The sequence below is a fragment of the Acinetobacter sp. 789_lipA genome (genome assembly GCF_058242845.1).
This window is the reverse complement of the sequence record NZ_JBZAYS010000001.1, coordinates 3137490-3157089: the sequence shown is the minus strand read 5'-3', so window position 1 is coordinate 3157089 and position 19600 is coordinate 3137490. Positions and strand designations below refer to the sequence as shown.

Annotated in this window: 17 protein-coding genes and 1 tRNA gene; 13 read left to right on the top strand and 5 right to left on the bottom strand. The window is 40.8% G+C overall.

The features are described from left to right. The first annotated feature begins 141 nt into the window (after window positions 1–141). The gene (locus AC4CUZ_RS15545; RefSeq protein ID WP_195728857.1) at window positions 142–1404 is read left to right on the top strand and encodes a GGDEF domain-containing protein; all 1263 of its coding nucleotides are present in this window, start codon (window positions 142–144) and stop codon (window positions 1402–1404) included. Between the two features lie 53 nt (window positions 1405–1457). Here the strand turns inward: AC4CUZ_RS15545 and argG are convergent, their stop codons facing one another. Continuing rightward, entirely contained in the window at window positions 1458–2801 is a 1344-nt protein-coding gene (gene argG, locus AC4CUZ_RS15540) for an argininosuccinate synthase (protein ID WP_004694013.1), read from the bottom strand. A gap of 626 nt (window positions 2802–3427) precedes the next feature. On the opposite strand from argG, the gene lldP reads away from it, so the two are divergent. The 6 genes from lldP (at window position 3428) to AC4CUZ_RS15510 (ending at window position 11411) form a co-directional block, all read left to right on the top strand. Then, window positions 3428–5095, top strand: coding sequence for an L-lactate permease (gene lldP, locus AC4CUZ_RS15535; RefSeq protein WP_171054209.1), 1668 nt, complete (start codon window positions 3428–3430; stop codon window positions 5093–5095). Between the two features lie 32 nt (window positions 5096–5127). Then, complete coding sequence (lldR, locus tag AC4CUZ_RS15530; RefSeq protein ID WP_004694009.1) at window positions 5128–5871, top strand: transcriptional regulator LldR; 744 nt, start codon at window positions 5128–5130, stop codon at window positions 5869–5871. Between the two features lie 2 nt (window positions 5872–5873). Further along, window positions 5874–7028, top strand: a complete 1155-nt coding sequence (lldD, locus tag AC4CUZ_RS15525) for an FMN-dependent L-lactate dehydrogenase LldD (protein ID WP_195728858.1) — start codon at window positions 5874–5876, stop codon at window positions 7026–7028. Between the two features lie 282 nt (window positions 7029–7310). Then, window positions 7311–9008, top strand: coding sequence for a D-lactate dehydrogenase (gene dld, locus AC4CUZ_RS15520; RefSeq protein WP_201950809.1), 1698 nt, complete (start codon window positions 7311–7313; stop codon window positions 9006–9008). Between the two features lie 188 nt (window positions 9009–9196). Further along, the gene (locus AC4CUZ_RS15515; RefSeq protein ID WP_125273175.1) at window positions 9197–11233 is read left to right on the top strand and encodes an NADPH-dependent 2,4-dienoyl-CoA reductase; all 2037 of its coding nucleotides are present in this window, start codon (window positions 9197–9199) and stop codon (window positions 11231–11233) included. 87 nt (window positions 11234–11320) lie between these two features. Continuing rightward, a tRNA-Ser gene (locus AC4CUZ_RS15510) sits at window positions 11321–11411 on the top strand. Between the two features lie 102 nt (window positions 11412–11513). On the opposite strand, the gene AC4CUZ_RS15505 is transcribed toward AC4CUZ_RS15510, so the two are convergent. Further along, window positions 11514–12336 (bottom strand): IS5 family transposase gene (locus AC4CUZ_RS15505; RefSeq protein WP_087554504.1). Its coding sequence is split into 2 segments (ribosomal slippage): window positions 11514–11954 and window positions 11956–12336, totalling 822 coding nucleotides; the frame shifts between segments, so codons are not numbered across the junction. Between the two features lie 112 nt (window positions 12337–12448). On the opposite strand from AC4CUZ_RS15505, the gene AC4CUZ_RS15500 reads away from it, so the two are divergent. The 6 genes from AC4CUZ_RS15500 to AC4CUZ_RS15475 all read left to right on the top strand — a co-directional run bounded on the left by AC4CUZ_RS15500 (window position 12449) and on the right by AC4CUZ_RS15475 (window position 16439). Next, a complete protein-coding gene (locus AC4CUZ_RS15500; RefSeq protein WP_201950811.1) occupies window positions 12449–13009 on the top strand; it encodes a hypothetical protein in 561 nt (186 codons plus the stop codon). Between the two features lie 7 nt (window positions 13010–13016). Continuing rightward, window positions 13017–13949: an IS5 family transposase gene (locus AC4CUZ_RS15495; protein WP_490747895.1), complete on the top strand. Its 933-nt coding sequence runs from the start codon at window positions 13017–13019 to the stop codon at window positions 13947–13949. Window positions 13950–13986: 37 nt separating this feature from the next. Continuing rightward, a complete protein-coding gene (locus AC4CUZ_RS15490) occupies window positions 13987–14541 on the top strand; it encodes a GTP-binding protein (protein ID WP_201950813.1) in 555 nt (184 codons plus the stop codon). A 9-nt stretch (window positions 14542–14550) separates the two neighbouring features. Continuing rightward, the gene (locus AC4CUZ_RS15485; RefSeq protein ID WP_004693977.1) at window positions 14551–14967 is read left to right on the top strand and encodes a roadblock/LC7 domain-containing protein; all 417 of its coding nucleotides are present in this window, start codon (window positions 14551–14553) and stop codon (window positions 14965–14967) included. Window positions 14968–15050: 83 nt separating this feature from the next. Beyond that, entirely contained in the window at window positions 15051–16043 is a 993-nt protein-coding gene (locus AC4CUZ_RS15480; RefSeq protein ID WP_227556997.1) for a hypothetical protein, read from the top strand. 39 nt (window positions 16044–16082) lie between these two features. Beyond that, on the top strand, window positions 16083–16439 hold the full coding sequence (locus AC4CUZ_RS15475) for a roadblock/LC7 domain-containing protein (RefSeq protein WP_087526884.1): 357 nt from the start codon (window positions 16083–16085) through the stop codon (window positions 16437–16439). Between the two features lie 50 nt (window positions 16440–16489). Here the strand turns inward: AC4CUZ_RS15475 and AC4CUZ_RS15470 are convergent, their stop codons facing one another. From AC4CUZ_RS15470 to AC4CUZ_RS15460, 3 genes are all read right to left on the bottom strand, one after another. Further along, the gene (locus AC4CUZ_RS15470) at window positions 16490–17362 is read right to left on the bottom strand and encodes an arginase family protein (RefSeq protein ID WP_201950817.1); all 873 of its coding nucleotides are present in this window, start codon (window positions 17360–17362) and stop codon (window positions 16490–16492) included. 4 nt (window positions 17363–17366) lie between these two features. Continuing rightward, window positions 17367–18329 carry a hypothetical protein gene (locus AC4CUZ_RS15465; protein ID WP_201950818.1) on the bottom strand — a complete coding sequence of 321 codons (963 nt, stop codon included), beginning with the start codon at window positions 18327–18329 and terminating at the stop codon, window positions 17367–17369. A 174-nt stretch (window positions 18330–18503) separates the two neighbouring features. Continuing rightward, window positions 18504–19538: a helix-turn-helix domain-containing protein gene (locus AC4CUZ_RS15460; RefSeq protein ID WP_201950819.1), complete on the bottom strand. Its 1035-nt coding sequence runs from the start codon at window positions 19536–19538 to the stop codon at window positions 18504–18506. Window positions 19539–19600: the final 62 nt, after the last annotated feature.

The following is a 19600-nucleotide window of genomic DNA, read 5'->3' as shown; positions in this document are numbered from 1 at the left end:
GTCAAAGAAATAAAACAGATGATAATGCATATACGCCAAAAATGGTAATGACAAATAAAGGCATCTTGTCTGATTATTATGATTCATCTTTGTAAATTTGTGTTATTTTTAAGCAACCACAAGAATTAAATCTGGTCTGGTATGGAATATAAATACAACCTCGCCAAACTTCAGTACGATAAAGAAAAAATGGAAGAGCTGATTACACGACATAACCGTCGTATTGGTCAGGTTTTTCCTCAGAAATTAGAACAAGAGTTTTGGCGATTAAACTTAGAGCGCGCGCGTCGTAATATTAATGACTTTCTTTGGTCTGGTGTTTTGGCTTATTTTATTTTTGCCATTTTCACGATTCCGGGGGATTACTGGATTATTGAACAGTCTCATTTTAAACAAGATTTTATTCATTGCTTACTGGGATTGCTGAATGGTGCTGTCTGTCTTTTGTTCCTTTATGTTTTTTCACATTTTACCAAGCTGAAGCCTTTTTTTGCTTATGCAGCCATGTTTGCTGTGTTTTGGGCTGTGGTCTCTACGACTTGGTTGACCATGTCGGTGCATACTGAAGCTTTGCGTCATCAAGCGATGATGATCATCTGCATGATTTATGTCTTGGGGTATTTGCTGACTGGAGTAAAACCAGGATATATTTTTATCACTGGCGTAGTGGCTGCTGGGGTTTCATTTTTAGTCCTGATCTCGACTTTGGTCAAGTTTGATGCGATCGTGATGGGGCGTGTGATGCTTGGTAGCTGTTTGCTGGGGTATATCATTAGTCGTATGATTTATGCTCGCGAGCGCATCATTTTTTTAAATATTCGCCGCGCTAAAATTAGTGAAAAAATACATCGAATACATACTTCAGAATTGCTGCATTTGAGTCAGAATGATGAGCTGACGAAGATATCAAATCGGCGTAATTTTGACGAAATGATGGATACTTATTATGAGCAATCACGTCAGGATGAAACACCCTTGTCGATTTTGTTTATTGATGTTGATTTTTTCAAAAAATATAACGACTGTTATGGTCACCAAAAGGGCGATGATGTGATTTCATCGATTGCAAAGTCTATTAAAAATGCGATTCGGCATATGGATTTTGTGGCGCGTTATGGTGGCGAAGAATTCGTAGTTTTATTGCCAGAAACCGATGCACATGGCGCTTATGCGGTTGCTTCGAATATTTACCGAGCGATTGAGCGGTTGGAAATTCCGCATGAAATGTCTGAAGTATCGCCATTTGTCACCATTAGTTTAGGGATTACAGTCTTTAAAGGCGAGGTCGATTTGAGCAAAGTCGAGTTGCTAGGGATCGCAGATCAGGCTTTATACCGTGCCAAGCAATTAGGACGTAATCAGATTTATTATCAGCCTTTAACCACTTCTACTTGTACGGAATAAATCACTGAATAAAAAAACCGCTCTTATGAGCGGTTTTTTGACATTCAACAAACTTATTTGTTTTTGTCTTTTAACTGTGGAACAGCAGAACCAGTACCGACTGCAAGTAAACCAGTATTGGTATAAATACCAAGTTTCGCACGAGTATCGGTAATGTCCAAGTTACGCATAGTTAACTGACCAATACGGTCCATTGGCGTAAACATTGAATCGCCTTTCTCCATCGTCAAACGCTCAGCTTCATAAGTGAGGTTTTCAGACTCTGTGTTCATGATGGTGTAGTCATTACCACGACGAAGCTCTAAAGTCACAGTACCTGTGATGGCTTTCGCAACCCAACGCTGTGCAGTTTCACGAAGCATTAATGCTTGAGAGTCGAACCAACGACCTTGGTAAAGTAAACGACCTAAACGTAGACCGTTAATACGGTATTGTTCAATCGTGTCTTCGTTATGAATACCTGTAACCAAGCGCTCATAAGCAATATGTAGAAGTGCCATACCTGGTGCTTCATAAATACCGCGAGATTTTGCTTCAATAATACGGTTTTCGATTTGGTCAGACATACCTAGACCATGACGACCACCAATACGGTTGGCTTCAAGGATGAACTCAACAGGGTCTTCGATACGTTGACCATTGATTGCAACAGGGAAGCCTTCTTCAAAAGTAATCGATACTTCTTCAGCTTTAACTTCTACGTCGTCTTTCCAGAATGCAACACCCATGATTGGGTCAACAATTTTGATCCCTGCATTGAGGTATTCAAGATCTTTTGCTTCGTGGGTCGCACCCAACATGTTTGAGTCAGTTGAATACGCTTTTTCTTTTGACATTTTGTAGTCAAAGCCGTTGTCGATCAAGAATTGCGACATTTCAGCACGGCCACCTAATTCATCAATAAACGTTTGGTCTAACCAAGGTTTATAGATTTTAAGTGCAGGGTTGGTCAACAAACCATAACGGTAGAAACGTTCAATATCGTTTCCTTTATATGTTGAACCATCGCCCCAGATGTTTACATCATCTTCTTTCATTGCGGTAACAAGCATAGTCCCTGTTACTGCACGACCCAATGGCGTCGTGTTGAAATACGGTACACCACCAGTTGAAATGTGGAACGCACCACATTGAATTGCAGCAATACCTTCAAGTGCAAGCTGTAAACGGCAGTCAACTAAGCGAGCTTTTACTGCGCCATACGCTTCCGCTTTTTTTGGAATCGCATCGTAGTCGTCTTCATCAGGCTGACCTAAGTTTGCTGTATAAGCATAAGGTTCTGCGCCTTTTTGTTTCATCCACAAAAGTGCAGCTGAAGTATCTAGACCACCAGAGAAGGCAATACCAACTTTTTTGCCAACTGGGACATTCTGCAAGATAGTTGCATTATCAGTCATTGTTAATCCTAACGATATAAATATAGGCACCGAGAATGGGTGGCCTGAAAGAATAAATATGTCCGCGATTGTAGCACTTTTCCAAATGGTTTTTCTAAAAAATCATAGGGCTTTAAAAATATTAAAGCTCATGTGCATATCGATACTGTTGAAAAATTTCTGGAGAAAATCGGTTTCTATATTGTGTGCTCACTTTTTGTCTTTTTAGAAGATGTTTAGGCTGTAAATTAATCAGAAAAGTGGGGAAGTTGGTTTGGTTTTAAATTGGTATGATCAATATTGTGTGATTTTTCCATTTTTTGAGTATTAAGCTGGATTTAAGTTCGGTGATTATTTTTTATATTATTAGACTAAAGTCTAAAATTGGCATTATTTTCATAAAAATATCAGTAAAAACAATGATATTAATTTGATTGAAATATGATCTAGTTTATGAAGGTAGTCAATATTGGTCATACCAATATTAACTTTTAATTGAAGTTTTACTTCATTTTAAATCAAAATAAGCCAAGCATAAGTCATTATTGGTTTGTTTCTCTTTACGGTTGCTTATATTGGTCTGTCCAATATTGGCAAAAGTGCCAATAATATGCTCAAAATTAAATCTTAGTAAGCATTTCAAGGAGATGACAATGCTTCAATGGCAGCAAATGTATGACCCGATGGGGAATATTTGGATTTCAAGTCTAATTGCACTGATTCCGATTATATTCTTCTTTTTGGCGCTCGCGGTATTTCGTTTAAAAGGCAGTGTGGCAGGTACGATCACTGTTGTACTTGCACTTCTTGTCTCTTTATTTGCCTATAAGATGCCGGTGCTGATGGCATTCGCATCGATGGCTTATGGTTTCCTCTACGGTTTATGGCCGATTGCATGGATTATTATTGGTGCGGTATTCCTGTATAAAATTTCAGTGAAGACAGGCCAGTTTGACATCATTCGTTCTTCTATTCTCTCAATTACTGAAGATCAGCGCTTACAAATGCTGTTGGTGGGTTTTGCTTTCGGTACTTTCTTAGAGGGTGCTGCAGGCTTTGGTGCTCCTGTGGCGATTACCGCAGCATTATTAGTCGGTTTAGGCTTTAAACCGTTATATGCAGCAGGTCTCTGTCTAATCGTAAACACAGCACCTGTGGCTTTTGGTGCAATGGGTATTCCAATTATTGTTGCTGGACAAGTCTCTGGTGTTGATACGATGGAAATCAGCCAAATGGTGGGCCGTCAGCTACCATTTATGGTGCCAATCGTGTTGTTCTGGATTATGGCAATTATGGACGGCTGGCGCGGTGTTAAAGAAACATGGCCTGCAGTTGTGGTGGGTGCAAGTAGCTTTGCAATTGCACAATACCTAACTTCTAACTTTGTCGGTCCAGAATTACCCGATATTACGGCTGCAATTGCATCCTTGGTTTCTTTAACGATTTTGTTTAAATACTGGCAGCCAAAGCACATTTTCCGTTTTGCAGATCAAGATGCAACGATGAGTGAAGATGTGGCTGCACAAAAACAGCAAAAATACACTGTAGGACAAATTGCAAAAGCATGGTCTCCATTCGCGATTTTAACTGTGATGGTGACGATCTGGAGTGTGAAACCGTTTAAGGATTTATTTGCCAAAGACGGTGCATTGCATGATCTCGTGATTTCAATCAAAGTGCCATTTTTGCATCAAATGATTCAAAAAATGCCACCAGTGGTTGCTGAAATTAAAGATTATGACGCGATTTACAAGTTTGATTGGATCTCGGCGACAGGAACTGCGATCTTTATTGCAGCATTGATCACCATTGCCTATTTGAAGATGAAACCGAAAGATGCTGTGGTAACTTTTGGTGAAACTCTGAATGAGTTGAAAGTTCCCATTTATTCAATTGGTATGGTGTTGTCTTTTGCTTTTATCGCAAACTATTCGGGTATGTCTTCGACCTTGGCTTTGGCCCTTGCACATACAGGTTCAGCATTTACGTTCTTCTCGCCTTTCTTGGGTTGGTTGGGTGTATTCCTCACGGGTTCAGATACTTCTGCCAATGCACTGTTTTCAGCACTTCAAGCCACTACGGCTCAGCAAATTGGTGTGCCAGAAGTTTTACTGGTGGCAGCAAATACCAGTGGTGGTGTGACCGGTAAGATGATTTCACCTCAATCGATTGCGATTGCGTGTGCGGCGGTAGGACTGGTTGGTAAAGAGTCTGATTTATTCCGTTTTACCTTAAAACACAGTATAACGTTCACAATTATGATGGGTATTATGATTACTCTACAAGCCTATGTGTTCCCATGGATGATTCCATAACACAAATTGTGTATCAACGTTAAGGAAAGCAGATGAAAGTCTCCGATAAAGCTGTACAAAGCCTGCGTGTATTGATTGAACAAAGCAATATGCAAGTTGGAGACCGTCTGCCTGCTGAAAGAAAACTGTGTGAACAGCTTCAAGTCTCTCGCTCTTCTTTAAGAGAGGCCATTTCGCAGTTGACCAGCATGGGTATGTTGGTCAGCAAAGTGGGGGCGGGGACTTTTTTAAAACAATTACCAGCAACTTGGTCCAGTTATCAAATCGTACAACCGATTAGTAATTTGATGAGTGAGGATCCTGCCTATCGATTTGATGTGCAAGAGGCGCGCATTATTTTAGAAGGTGGAACAACTTGGTATGCAGCACAACGCGCAACCCAAGAAGATCTGGTGAACATCAGACATCATTATGACCAGATTAACCATTTTCAGGCTTTGGGAAATGATGACGAAGCGGCTCGTGCAGATGCGAAATTTCATTTAGCGATTGCTGAAGCCTCTCATAATTTGGTCTTGATTCAGATGATGCGTGGTCTGTTCGATTTGTTGCAGTTCAACGTCGCTTTGGGACGTCGAAAAGTCTATAGCGAAGCACACCGGTTTGATCAATTGCATGATCAGCACTTTCAAGTCATGAATGCAATTGAACGTCGTGATCCAGAAGCTGCACGTAAAGCAGTCTGTGGACACATTGAGTTTGTAGTACAACAGGTGCGAATGATTGATGAGGAAGAAGCTCGTCGTCAGCGCGCCAGTCGATTAAACAGGATATAAGCATGATTATTTCTTCTGCCAATGACTACCGTGAAGCGGCACGACGTCGTTTACCGCCATTTTTATTCCATTACATCGATGGTGGTGCGTATGCAGAATATACCCTGAAGCGTAATGTAGAAGATTTGTCAAAAATTGCTTTGCGCCAGCGTGTATTGAACGACATGTCTGCTTTAAGTTTAGAAACCAAACTGTTTGATGAAACTTTGTCGATGCCTGTTGCATTATCTCCTGTGGGTTTAACAGGCATGTATGCACGCCGCGGCGAAGTTCAAGCTGCGGTCGCTGCAGATAAAAAGGGTATTCCATTTACACTGTCTACTGTTTCAGTATGTCCAATTGAAGAAGTGGCACCTGCGATTCAGCGTCCAATGTGGTTCCAGCTCTATGTACTACGTGACCGTGGTTTCATGAAAAATGCCTTGGAACGTGCTAAAGCGGCAGGATGTTCAACCTTGGTGTTTACTGTGGATATGCCTGTTCCGGGAGCGCGTTATCGTGATGCCCACTCGGGTATGAGTGGCCCGAATGCAGCAATGCGTCGTTATATGCAGTCGTGTTTCCACCCACACTGGGCGTGGAATGTTGGCATGATGGGACGTCCGCATGACTTGGGTAATATTTCCAAATACTTAGGTAAGCCTACAGGTCTAGAAGATTATATTGGTTGGTTAGGTTCTAACTTCGATCCGTCTATTTCGTGGAAAGACCTTGAGTGGATTCGTGAGTTTTGGGATGGCCCAATGGTCATTAAAGGAATTTTGGATCCTGAAGATGCCAAAGATGCAGTGCGTTTCGGTGCAGATGGGATTGTGGTTTCAAACCATGGTGGTCGTCAGCTCGATGGCGTTTTATCTTCTGCACGCGCACTTCCACCAATTGCAGATGCAGTCAAAGGTGATATTAAAATCCTCGCGGATTCGGGTATTCGTAATGGTCTAGATGTTGTGCGTATGCTGGCGTTGGGTGCAGACACGTGTATGCTTGGTCGTGCCTTTGTTTATGCTTTAGGTGCAGCAGGCGGTGAAGGTGTTTCAAATCTTTTAGAATTGATTGATAAAGAAATGCGTGTTGCTATGACCTTAACAGGTGCAAAAACCATTGCTGATATTACGTCTGACTGTTTAGTGAAGTTAGAACGAGAGTTGGCTGAGTAAAACTCTCTAATAAAAGCGAATGAATATAAAGAAGCATCCTTTGCCTCATTTTGAATTAAAAATTTAAGTTCAATTGCGTAGGCGATACCTTACTTTTCAAAGATGAAAAGTAACAAAAATCTTTTGTTGGGCGAGGGGTACGTCCTGTACCCCCGCCCAACGGCGACATCCATGCCGCCACACGACATCGAATACCGTGATTAATACGCTTAAAAAATGAATGAGTTATTTCATAATCTAGCTTTATTGAAAAGCTCAAAAAATTAATGGGCAGGATATAAAATGCAATCCAATTTAGACGCACCGCAAACTATTCAAAAACTCATCACCATTGTTGGTAAACAACATGTTTTAACTGACGATAAAGACACACGTTTATACCGCCAAGGTCGTCGTTACGGTGCAGGGAAAGTACTAGCTGTTGTTGCGCCAGGTTCATTACTGGAACAGTGGCAAGTACTGCAAGCCGCTGTTGATGCAGATTGTATTGTGATTATGCAAGCAGCCAATACAGGTTTGACCGGTGGTTCAACGCCTTTTGGCGATGACTATGACCGTCCTGTAGTTCTGATCAGCACGCGTCGTTTGGTTGGCATTCAGGTTATTAATGACGGTCAGCAAGTGATTTGTCTACCTGGTGCAACACTAGATCGACTTGAAAAAGAATTGGTGTCATTTAATCGGGAGCCGCATTCGGTGATTGGTTCATCGTGTATTGGAGCTTCAGTTTTAGGTGGCGTCTGTAATAACTCAGGCGGTGCTTTGGTGCGTCGTGGTCCTGCTTATACTGAGCTGGCATTGTATGCCCGTGTTAATGATGAAGGTCAGTTAGAGTTGGTGAATCATTTAGGGGTAAATCTCGGAGAAACACCTGAAGAAATTCTAAGCAAGCTTGAAACTAAAAATTATCAAATCGGCGATATTATCAATAACTCAGGTTGCTGCGCATCGGACCATCGTTATGGACATGATGTTAAACAAGTTGATGAAAATACGCCGGCACGTTTTAATGCCGATCCGTCTCGTTTATATGAAGCATCGGGTTCGGCAGGTAAAGTGTGTGTTTTTGCCGTACGTTTGGATACCTTTGAAAAAATTCCAAGTCAAGTATTCTATGTCGGTACAAACTCACATGATGATTTGACTGAAATCCGCCGTTTTTTACTAAAAGATTTGCCGCGATTGCCGATTGCAGGGGAATACATCCACCGTGTGGCTTATGATATTGGGGCGGAGTACGGTAAAGACACCTTCATGTTCATTGAAAAACTCGGTACAGCCAAAGTACCTGCCGCATTTGCAATGAAAGATAAGGTCGATGCGTACTTAGAAAAATTTGGTGTGAAAGGTCTGTCAGATAAAGTCCTGCAATTGATCACCAAATTTTTGCCCAATCATTTACCGAAACGGATGAATGTTTTTCGTGATCTGTATGAACATCATTTGGTTATTCGGATTGAAAATCAAGATGTCGAGCAAGTTGAAAGCTTTTTAAAATGTTATTTTCAAGATAAAACCTCAGGTGATTTTTTCCACTGTACAGAGGAAGAAGGACGTAAAGCATTTTTACATCGCTTTGCCGTTGCAGGTGCAGCAATTCGCTATCGGGATACGCACCGTTCAGAAGTTGAAGATATTGTGGCTCTGGATATCGCATTGCGTCGTAATGATCGCGAGTGGGTGGAAACCTTACCCAAAGAGATGGATGATCTGATTGTTCATAAACTCTATTATGGTCACTTTTTATGTCATGTGTTCCATCAGGACTATATTGTGAAAAAAGGCGTAGATCCTTTGGCGATGGAGCACCAAATGTGGCATTTACTGGATGCTCGTGGGGCGGAATACCCAGCTGAGCATAATGTCGGACATTTATATGTAGCAAAACCTGCACTACGAACGCATTATGAAAAGCTTGATCCAACCAATAGTTTTAATGTGGGTATTGGTCAAACCAGTAAGCTGAAGCATTGGCAGTAAAGGGCTTTGGTCTAAAAAACTAAACCAGTGAGGGCAACGTCACTGGTTTTTTATTGTCGTATGTTTTTGAGAGCTCAGTTGAATTGACCGTAGATGCCAAGAATTTTTTATAAATTGTCATCCCAATATTTTAAAAAACAGCTAAAGTAGTATGCAACAAGTTGCAAAGCCAAAGATAAGGATTCATGATGACAACCAATAGCTATGCACATATTTTAAAACCCTTACATTTGGGTTTTACCACCATTAAAAACCGTGTGGTGATGGGCTCCATGCATACGGGCTTGGAAGATCGTTTTTATAATTATCCAAAATTGGCAGCATACTTCGGTGAGCGTGCTAAAGGCGGTGTCGGCCTGATCATTACAGGCGGGATTTCTCCAAACCGTCAAGGTTGGCTTCTTCCTGCGGGCGGGACGATGAATACGCTGGGGGATATTGCTCCGCATCGTTTAGTGACACATGCGGTACATAAGCATGGCGCAAAAATTTTAATGCAAATTTTGCATGCTGGACGTTATGGCTACCAACCTTTTGTTGTGTCTTCCAGTCCAATCAAGTCGCCGATTTCGCCTTTTAAACCGCGTCAAATGTCTGAAAAACAAATTTTGAATACCATTGATGACTATGTTAACTGTGCCAGTCTTGCAAAAAAAGCAGGCTATGACGGTGTAGAAATTATGGGTTCAGAAGGTTATTTACTGAATCAATTCTTAAGCCGTCATGTGAACCAACGTGAAGACCGTTGGGGTGGGCCGATTGAAAACCGTATGCGTTTTGCGGTCGAAATCGTCAAAGGGATACGTGCACAAGTTGGTGAGAAATTTATTATTTGCTTCCGTTTGTCATTACTCGATTTGGTGCATGATGGCAATACCATGCAAGAAGTAATTACCATTGCGCAAGCACTAGAAAAAGCAGGTATTACTTTGTTGAATACAGGAATTGGCTGGCATGAAGCACGTATTCCAACTATTGTGACTTCTGTGCCACGTGCTGCTTTTGTTGACTATACTGCGGAAGTGAAAAAGCAAGTGGCTGTGCCAGTGATTGCTTCAAACCGCATCAATATGCCAGACACGGCAGAAGAGATTTTGGCATCGGGCAAAGCCGATATGGTGCAAATGGCACGTCCGTTATTGGCCGATGCTTTTTGGGTGAATAAAACAGCGACCAATCGTGTCGATGAAATCAATACGTGTATCGCCTGTAACCAAGCATGCCTAGATCATACTTTTAAAAATCAGCGTGCAACCTGTTTAGTTAACCCGCGTGCGGCGTTTGAAACTGAGTTGGTTTATTTGAAAGTGAAACAACCGAAACGAGTTGCGGTTGTTGGTGGTGGCGTCGCAGGTATGTCAGCCGCGACGGTTGCAGCCAGTCGTGGACACCAAGTGACTCTGTTTGAAGCAAGTCATGAGGTGGGTGGACAGTTCAACTTGGCAAAAGTTGTACCCGGTAAAGAAGAGTTTCATGAAACCATTCGTTATTTCAAAGTACAGCTTGAAAAAACTGGCGTCGACTTACGTTTAAACACCAAGGTGAATCGTGAGCAGCTTGAGCGTGAAGGCTTTGAAGAAATTATTATTGCAACAGGCGTTGTGCCACGTGCATTACGTATCGAAGGGAGTGATTCACCGCAAGTCTTGTCTTATGCAGAAGTGTTACGCGGCGCACCTGTCGGTCGAAAGGTTGCAGTGATTGGTGCTGGAGGGATTGGTTTTGATGTGTCTGAGTATTTATTGAAACCAGAGCATCAACCTCAGCCACAACCGCTTGCAGATTGGCAACGTGAATGGGGCGTAGATCCAAACCCGAATTATGTTTCTGAAGGAGGCACGCAGGCCGCAGAAGTTCATCCGCCTGTTCGTGAGATTTATTTATTACAGCGTAAAACCTCTGCACTTGGAGCAGGTTTGGGCAAAACTTCGGGCTGGGTACACCGCGCACAGTTGAAAAAGCATGCAGTACGTATGTTACGTGGGGTTCAGTACAAAGCTGTGACTGATGAAGGGCTTTGGGTCGATATGGCAGGACAAGATCAATTGCTCCGTGTTGATACTATCGTTGTGTGTGCAGGACAGGAGTCTGTGAAGGATCTGATGCCAAGTGTTGAGCAAAATATGTTAGCGAATTATCACATTATTGGTGGTGCTAAATTGGCAGCTGAGCTAGATGCGAAGCGTGCGATTCGTGAAGGTGCCGAAATCGCCTCGAAATTATAAGCTTTTGATGAAACAATATGCAGTTGGTTGCTTTGACGGTAAGTTTTACTTGTCATGAAAACAAAAGCTCCGTATGATGGCGCACATGGAAGCGTGGCAGAGCGGTTTAATGCACCGGTCTTGAAAACCGACGAGGGCTTATACCCCTCCGTGAGTTCGAATCTCACCGCTTCCGCCAAATTAGAAACAACAAAGCCCTGATAATGTCAGGGCTTTGTTGTTTCTAATTTGTGTAACGTAAGCAGATAATAAGCAAAAAATAGATCTCTTGCGAAAGTCATTATTGCAAGTTTATCCGGTTTACGAGTGCAGCAATTAAGTTAATGCGTAAACCGAATCTTTTCCGTCTATTTCGATAGCGTTCACTTAATATTCTAAATGTTTTCAATTGACTATTAATGTGTTCGATCACAACTCGTATTTTTCCAATCATTTTATTGTACCTTTTCTCAACATCAAATAAGGGTAAATTCTTCTTTTTCTTTATTGGCATCAATAATTTAAAGCCATCTTGCTCTAATCCGTAGTACCCTAAATCGGTCATAACATATTCACAATGTTTGAATTTCTTAACCGTTTTTCTTGCCAATTTAATATCATGCTGACTGCCATTCGATATATCTAGCCCTATGATTTGTTTGCTGTTCGGATGATAGATCACTTGTGCTTTTAGCGTATGTTTCTTCTTTTTACCACTGTAGAACTTACTCTGATTTTTTTTTCGGACGTTCTATTGAACATTCTGTCGCATCAATAATGACCCAGTTAAAGTGTTCGTCTGCTGTGGTAATGCTTCGTTTTGGCAGAGTAAAACGTCTTGATTTCATCAATGCATCTTCAACCTTTTTAATGGTTCGATTCACATTACTTTCAGCGATATGGTAATTTGCCGCTAATTCCAGTTGAGTGCTGTAGTTCCGTAAGTAATTGAGAGTTAATAACAACTGATCCTCTATATCTAAAGTATGAGGACGACCTGATTTCTTTTTGAGTGATTCTGCTTTTTCTAAAACCTCTACCATTTCAGTAAAAACTTGTCGAGGTACGCCAACCAAGCGTTTGAATTCAGAATCTGAAAAACGATTTAATTTCTGATATCTCATGAAATTTATATTGAGGTGGTTTTTACTTTCGCAAGAGATCTAATAAATACTTAACTTATATAAATTGTTAAAATCAAAAAAATTAAATCATTTAAAACGGAATAACTAACTGATGACACCATTTTCAATCGAGTTAGCAATTGAGAAAATTGTAGATAAAAATTCTAAAGAAAACTTTCTAGAAGTATACAAGTGCTATGAAGCTGGGTGCTATAGAGCTGCTGTTGGCTTACTGTGGTCTGTAGTTGTAACAGATATAGTTTCAAAATTGCAAAAGGTTGAAATCGATTTTAATGATTCCACAGCCCATAAAATTTTAGCTGAAATAAAAACTAAACAACAAAAAAGAGAAAAAGGAAGCGATTGGGAGCAGTCTATTGTTAAAGATGTATATGAACGAATGAAATTTTTTGACCAAGATACATATGAAAATCTTCTACATTTACAAAAGAAACGTCATTTATGTAGTCATCCTTTGATTCAAGAAAATGACAATAAACTTTATACCCCGACTCCTGAAGAAACAAAATCTTTTTTACGACATGCATTAGAAGATGTTTTGACAGTTCCAGCTGGCTTTTCAAGGCACGCTTTGACCGACTCTATTTTGGGGGAGATATCTAAATGGCTTTGTTGCACAAACCTATCTCTAAAGGCTTATTCCACAATATAATTCTCAAATGAATAAGCCCACACCTAAAATCTATCGTACAACCAATTGGTCTTCTTATAACAGTGCATTAATAAATCGAGGATATCTCTCAATTTGGTTTGATCCCAAGACTCAATGGTACGCTCAACCCAAAGGTAAACATGGTCGAAATCAAACTTATTCAGATACAGCCATCCAATGCTGTTTAATGATCAAATCCTTATTTCATCTTTCTTTACGCATGGTCACTGGCTTTGTGCAAAGTCTCATTCATCTTTGTAGATTAGATTGGACAGCACCGGATTATTCAACCATTTGTAGAAGACAAAAGCATATTGATATTGCAATTAACTATCAAAAAAGCAGTAATGGTCTCCAGCTACTCGTCGATTCTACTGGCTTAAAGTTTCTAGGCGAAGGTGAATGGAAGCGTAAGAAACACCAACCTGAATATCGTCGCCAATGGCGTAAACTTCATATTGGGATAGATGCTGAAACCCTTCAAATACGAGCAGTTCAGCTTACAACCAATAACGTGAGTGATTCACAAGTGCTTGGTGATTTACTCGATCAGATTCCACAAGATGAGCAGATTGACTCTGTCTATACTGATGGGGCTTATGACACCAAGCAATGCCGTCAGGTCATTGCAGATCGGCAAGCACATGCAGTGATTCCGCCAAGAAAAAATGCGAAGCCTTGGAAAGATACAAAGACCAGTTCGCTAGAGCGAAATGAATTACTACGAACAGTTAAACGTTTCGGCAGGACACTATGGAAAAAATGGGCAGGCTATCATCGCCGAAGTTTGGTCGAAACCAAGATGCATTGCATCAAATTATTAGGCGATAAACTCCGTGCGAGAAACTTTCAAAGCCAAGTCAATGAGATTCATGCACGTGTGGCCGTATTAAATAAATTTACAGATTTAGGTCGACCTCACACCCAAGTTGCCACTTAAATTTAGATAACTTGGAAGAAGTTTAGCTTTTGAATGTTTGTGCAACAAAGCCCTACAGCAGTACAAAATTGTTTTCGGGGGAACCATGGGGGCAGGAAAATCTGCTGCCATTCAAGCATTGTCTGATATTCCTGTCGTGACGACAGAAGCAGTAAACACTGATACTGCAGCGCACCATAAATTTTTGACCACTGTAGGTATTGATTACGGTGAAATTAGCCTTGATGACGGTACGCAGATCGGCTTGTACGGTACCCCAGGTCAAGATCGTTTTGATTTTATGTGGTCTATTGTCTGCAAGGGTGCAATGGGAATCGTGATCTTAATCGATCATAGCCAAGCAGATCGTTTAAAGGATTTAGAGTTTTATTTAAAAGCATTTGAGCAGTATGGATCAAATGTGGTGGTTGGCATTACGCATTTAGATCAAGAAGATCAGCATAAGCTCAAAATTTACCGTGATTGGATGCAGATCCATCAAAAACAATTTCCGCTGTTTGCCGTTGATGCGCGTGAACAAGATGATGTTTTACTGATGATTGAAACACTAATTACAACACTAGAAATGCAAGCTGAATCTGCAGTTGCATAGGTAGGATAAATGAATAGTTCACGTGAAATTCCGCAAGCACTGATTGAGTCTGCCCATATCGAGTTACAACGTTTTTTAAATACCGTTACAGGCATCGACTTTGTGATGTTGTGCTCATCGGATGGTTTTGAGCTTGCTTTGGCTTCAAAGAAAAATATCGACAATACAGGAAAAATCGCAGCAGTCAGCAGCTCCATCTTGGCTATGGTGAATGCATTTATTACAGAAATTCAATTGTTGGGCTGCCAAACCATTACTCTTGATGCGGACAATGGCAAAGTGTTTTTAACTGCTGTCCACCACCCACAGCATCCGATGGTCATGGTGGCGGTCACCCACACAGATATTTTGATGGGGCAAATGCTGTATTACTACAAAGAGTTAAGTGCACGATTAAGCAGCGCGCCGCTCAGCCTTGCATCATAAGAAATTCTATATTTTTTGATTTTTAATTATATCAATCGGCGTGATGCCGTGATTTAAAGGGTGAGGTTGTCGTGGGTTTAGGCATGAAAAACGTATTAAATATTGCAGTATTTGGTTTAAGTTTAAACTCGTTAGAGCAAATAAAAGAACAAATTTTACTGTCTTTACCTGAAAATTTGAATGTGAAATGGGTCAATCTTGCTGAGCAAAAAATCGATTTATTGCTGGTCAATGATGTGTTTTTTAATTCACCAGGCATTCAAAAGTTGCTGACCATTCAAAACATTGTGTATTTGCGTCTGGTCAAAAAGGTTGAAAATGCAGGGCACATTGTTGGAGATCAATTGTTCTATCCATTTTCAAACATAGAGCATTTGCACGATTGGTTATCTAGAAAATTACTATCACAACATGAACTTACCGCGCATGTGAAATCAACGCTTGAAGTCATTATGCCTGTTCAATCTGTTATGCCTACAGTGCTGAACCCAGTAATGACCACGGCACAGGTTTTTAGCGAAATTTTTACACCACGTAATGGTTATATTCAGTTGTTCGATGCCCATGGTTTTCTCGCTTTGGTCGATACGCGGACCGAACGTGTTTGGGTCGAGCCGAATAAAGAGATTCAGTTTAATGAGACCTTGAACCAAACGTATGCAACTGCACAGTTGGTCCAAGATACGATTAAAGATAAAGACGTTTATGATCTAAGAATTTGGCTGTGGAAAGTGGTGAATGCTTCGTCTGCGATTCAGTTACCGCAAGTCAGCTTGAATCAGAACTTTAGACTTGAAATATGGCCTCAGTTTGAAAAAAATTTACAACGTCGTGACTTTTTAAAGATGGCAACCTGTTTTTCACAAGGCGCACAAATTGATCAAGTAAAACAGTCCTTAAATTTAAGTAATGAAAGGGTATTGAATTTTGTAGCATGTGCTGTTCTACTGCAATTAGGTCAGTTTGTTGATCAAAATCAAGTGAAGTATCAGATAGATACACAACAAGCAGAAACAGGGCAAGTAAATAAATTACGCGGTTTTATTGGGAAGTTACGTAAGAAACTGGGTCTTTAAATTTTTTGGGGTAACCCTATAACTAGAGGTAAGAATAAGATGGCACGTGTTAGTTTAGATGCGTTAACAGGGATTGATGGTTTTGTTGCTGCTGCACTGGTCGACAGTGACAGTGGCTTAGCACTCGCGACTCAGGGGAGTGGTGTAGACTTAGAATTAGCAGCAGCAGGTAATACTGAAGTTGTACGTTCTAAGCGTAAAGTTGCGAAAGCATTACAATTAAACGATAACATTGAAGATATTTTGATTACTTTGGGTAAACAATATCATTTGATTCGTCCGCTTGATAGCAATGAAACATTGTTTTTATATTTGGTACTTGACCGTACCAAGTCTAACTTAGCGATGGCGCGTTATGAGTTAAAAGGCTTTGAGAAAGAGCTTGATTTTTCTTAATTAAATAGCCGAGTTATCTGTGCCAGTGTATGTCAATATGCTGGCATTTTTTATTCGGTATAGTAAGTTTTATAAGCAGTTTGAAACGTCCCCACATGAAGCTTGACCAGTTCTGGTAGTGCTTGATAGCCGCCAGCTAAAACAAACATCAAAGGCAGTTGGTGCTTTTTGGCCAAGCGAAATACAATTTCATCGCGTTTTTCAATCAGTTCTGTACTGAACCATGATGAGCCGCAAGGATCATCTTGATGGCAGTCCATTCCCGCCTGAAAGATAATTAAATCAGCGTTCCAGTCTAGGGCACGTTGAAAAGCTTGATGGATCGCTAAAATGTATTGGCTGAAGTTCCCTTGATGTTTATGCACATGATAGGTTTCTGAACGTTCGTAGGTCGGACAGCCAAAGGCCAGCCCATAAATACTATAATTAAAAAAGTTGTCAAAACGGCTGGTAAATTCTGCCGTACCATTACCGCCATGTTGATCACAGTCCAGCACGAAAATACGTTTATCTGGAAACTGTTGTGCGATTAAAGCTAGCCCGTTAAAGGTACAAAAAGACCCACCATGTTCGTAAACCGCATGATGAAAGCCTTGTGCGATATTGGCCGAAATTTGATGTTTGAATGCCAATTCTGCTGCGAGAATTTGCCCTGCATTAATCTGGTAAACCGCATCACGCAGTTGAGTATTCCAAGGCTTAAAACCTTGGAAAGTGGCTAGCTTTTCAGGGAAGCCTGTATCAAAAGCATCGACATATTTTGGATCATGCAGTTGTTTTAAAATATCTATGGAGAGCTTTTCAGGGCGATGGAACTCTACGATACCTAGGGGATCTAAAGCATCGGCCACAGCGCTCAGTTTTTCCATACTGTTGGTATGGGTCTGAGCATAATAATCTGGTGAGTAGCAAACCTGTAGCATGCGTTTAGTTCCGTATTTGCACGGTCGCGACATCAACCAATTGTTGTAGGCGTGTGGTTCCCGGACTAAATAAACCATTTTCAACTTGCTGCTGATAATGCGTTGTAAAAGCACGTGCACGATTTTCAGGAGAAATGGCTAAGGTCGTGAGTCTTAAAAACCAAAAGCCGTTGATCTCAGAATAGGGGATCACATAGCCTTTATATTGCTGGTTTTGAGTTTTGTTTTGAATGGCTGTGCGATCGTAGTTGACTGAGAACAATGAACCCGCAGGCAAACATACCCCATTCATCAGGATCGGTTTGAGGCTAATACAGGAATGATCATCTCCCATATTGAGTTTTTCTAACAATAAGGGCTGCTGTTGTTCATCCACAAAAATATTGAGTTCGCCCTGTCTTAAGACGCGGCCATGGGCAATTTTAAGAAAGAAGTTTTCAGCCATGGGGCAAGAACCGACTTTCGGTTTTTCAGCCAAGGCTTCGAGCTCAACCAAACCTGTTTTCGCTGTGCTTTGCGGGAGAATAATATCGGCAATGAGTTGGCACAGAATCTGAGTTTCTTCCAGTTGCGCTTGTGTGCTGATACTGCGTAATTGTAGTTGTAACTGCCGTTGACGTTGCACTTGCTGAGCAAATTCAGAGCTTTTTTCGGTTGCGAGCAGTGGTTGAATTTGCTCATTCAAATCTAAATTATGCCAATCAGAAATCATGTACTGCGATTGCTCAAGCAATACTTTTAAGGTCTTGGTTTCGTATTGGTCAAACAGTTTTAAGTCGGCAAAATCTTGGCTGAGTCTGGGGCTGTTAATATAGTCCGCTAAAACACGTGTCGCCTGCGTATAGCCGCAACCGCGACGTTCTGTTTGGTGGGAGAAATGCTCATTTAACATTTCGGTGAGTTTGCTTGAAAGCGGGTGAACGTGTTGTTTAAAAAGTTGAATAATTTCGTGATCAGTTTCGCGCATCCTTGCCCCAAAAAAATAAATTTAAAATCTGTTTTATTATACAGTTATATATCAAATTACTATTGATATTGAAATAAAAACCAGCAGGGACTACGACATTTATTTTGGCAGGATAATCATTGTTTTATTTGGTATGAACTCTTATTAAAGTGTCTTTTATTGAAACTACAAAGGTCAGCTTATCTTCGGTGTGGAATTCAGCCGATACATCTGTGGTGTGGTGCCTAATTCAGCTTTAAATGTCCTACAAAAATTCGCTGTCGTGGAGTAGCCCAGCTCAAAACTAATTTCGGTGATGCTTTTGTTGGTGTGCATCAGCAGATGCTCAGCACGGCTTAAAATGACCTGCTTACGAATGGTATTAAAATTGGCATCCTGCTTTTTTAAGTAGCGCTGCAGGGTTTTACTTGAGATATTCAACATTTGTGCACAGTCTTCAAAACTTGGCGGAGGAGATGCTTCGCGGAGCATCATGCTGATCCAGTCAATAATCTCTCCATCTAAACTGATTTGTTTCAGTTGTTCGCGGCACTGTTGTTCCAAAATGTTCAATGAAAATGCATCTGCTTTGGGGAGTTTAGTGTCTAAATTATCCGCTTGAATAAAGATTTTAATGCTAGGACGAATGAGTGTACCAAAGTGAAATTGAGCGGGCTTGAGTTGCTGTAAAGCTTGTACATAAGTCGGTTGAAACACGGATAAATGAATGTCATAGGGTTTAACTTGGTGATTGAGCAATTCAGCAAAACTGCTGCAAAAACCCACTGCAATGGCTTCTAAATGAAAATTCAATGTGAGCGTGCTCATGGCTTGCAGCGGGTGAATGTCCAAAACCACGACGTTTGTTAACTCAGTCACTTTTAGTCGAAAGTTCGGCATGATTAAGCTGAAATATTGCGACATCACGCCTAAGGCTTGCATAACATTTTCACAGCTGAGTAAGGCATAACCCACTAAATGATGGGCGCTCAATTTTAAGGAGCGACCGAGCTCAAAGGCCAAATCACGGTTTTCTGGAAATTTAAGTAAATAGCTGACTAAGGTTTCAATTTGTGCCAGAGAAAGCTTGGCATCCTCCTGTTGTACATAGCTGCTCAAATCCGTTCCTAACAGTTGAAAAAGTTCAGTCAAATCCATCTCGCGTTCCAGCAATAAAGGCAGCAAACGCAAATAATATCGGGCTGGAATAGATGGAATGTGAGGATTCATATTTTTAAAGTGATGTCTTGTTTTGAATATATAGTGTCCGAAAATGAATAATGATCACAACT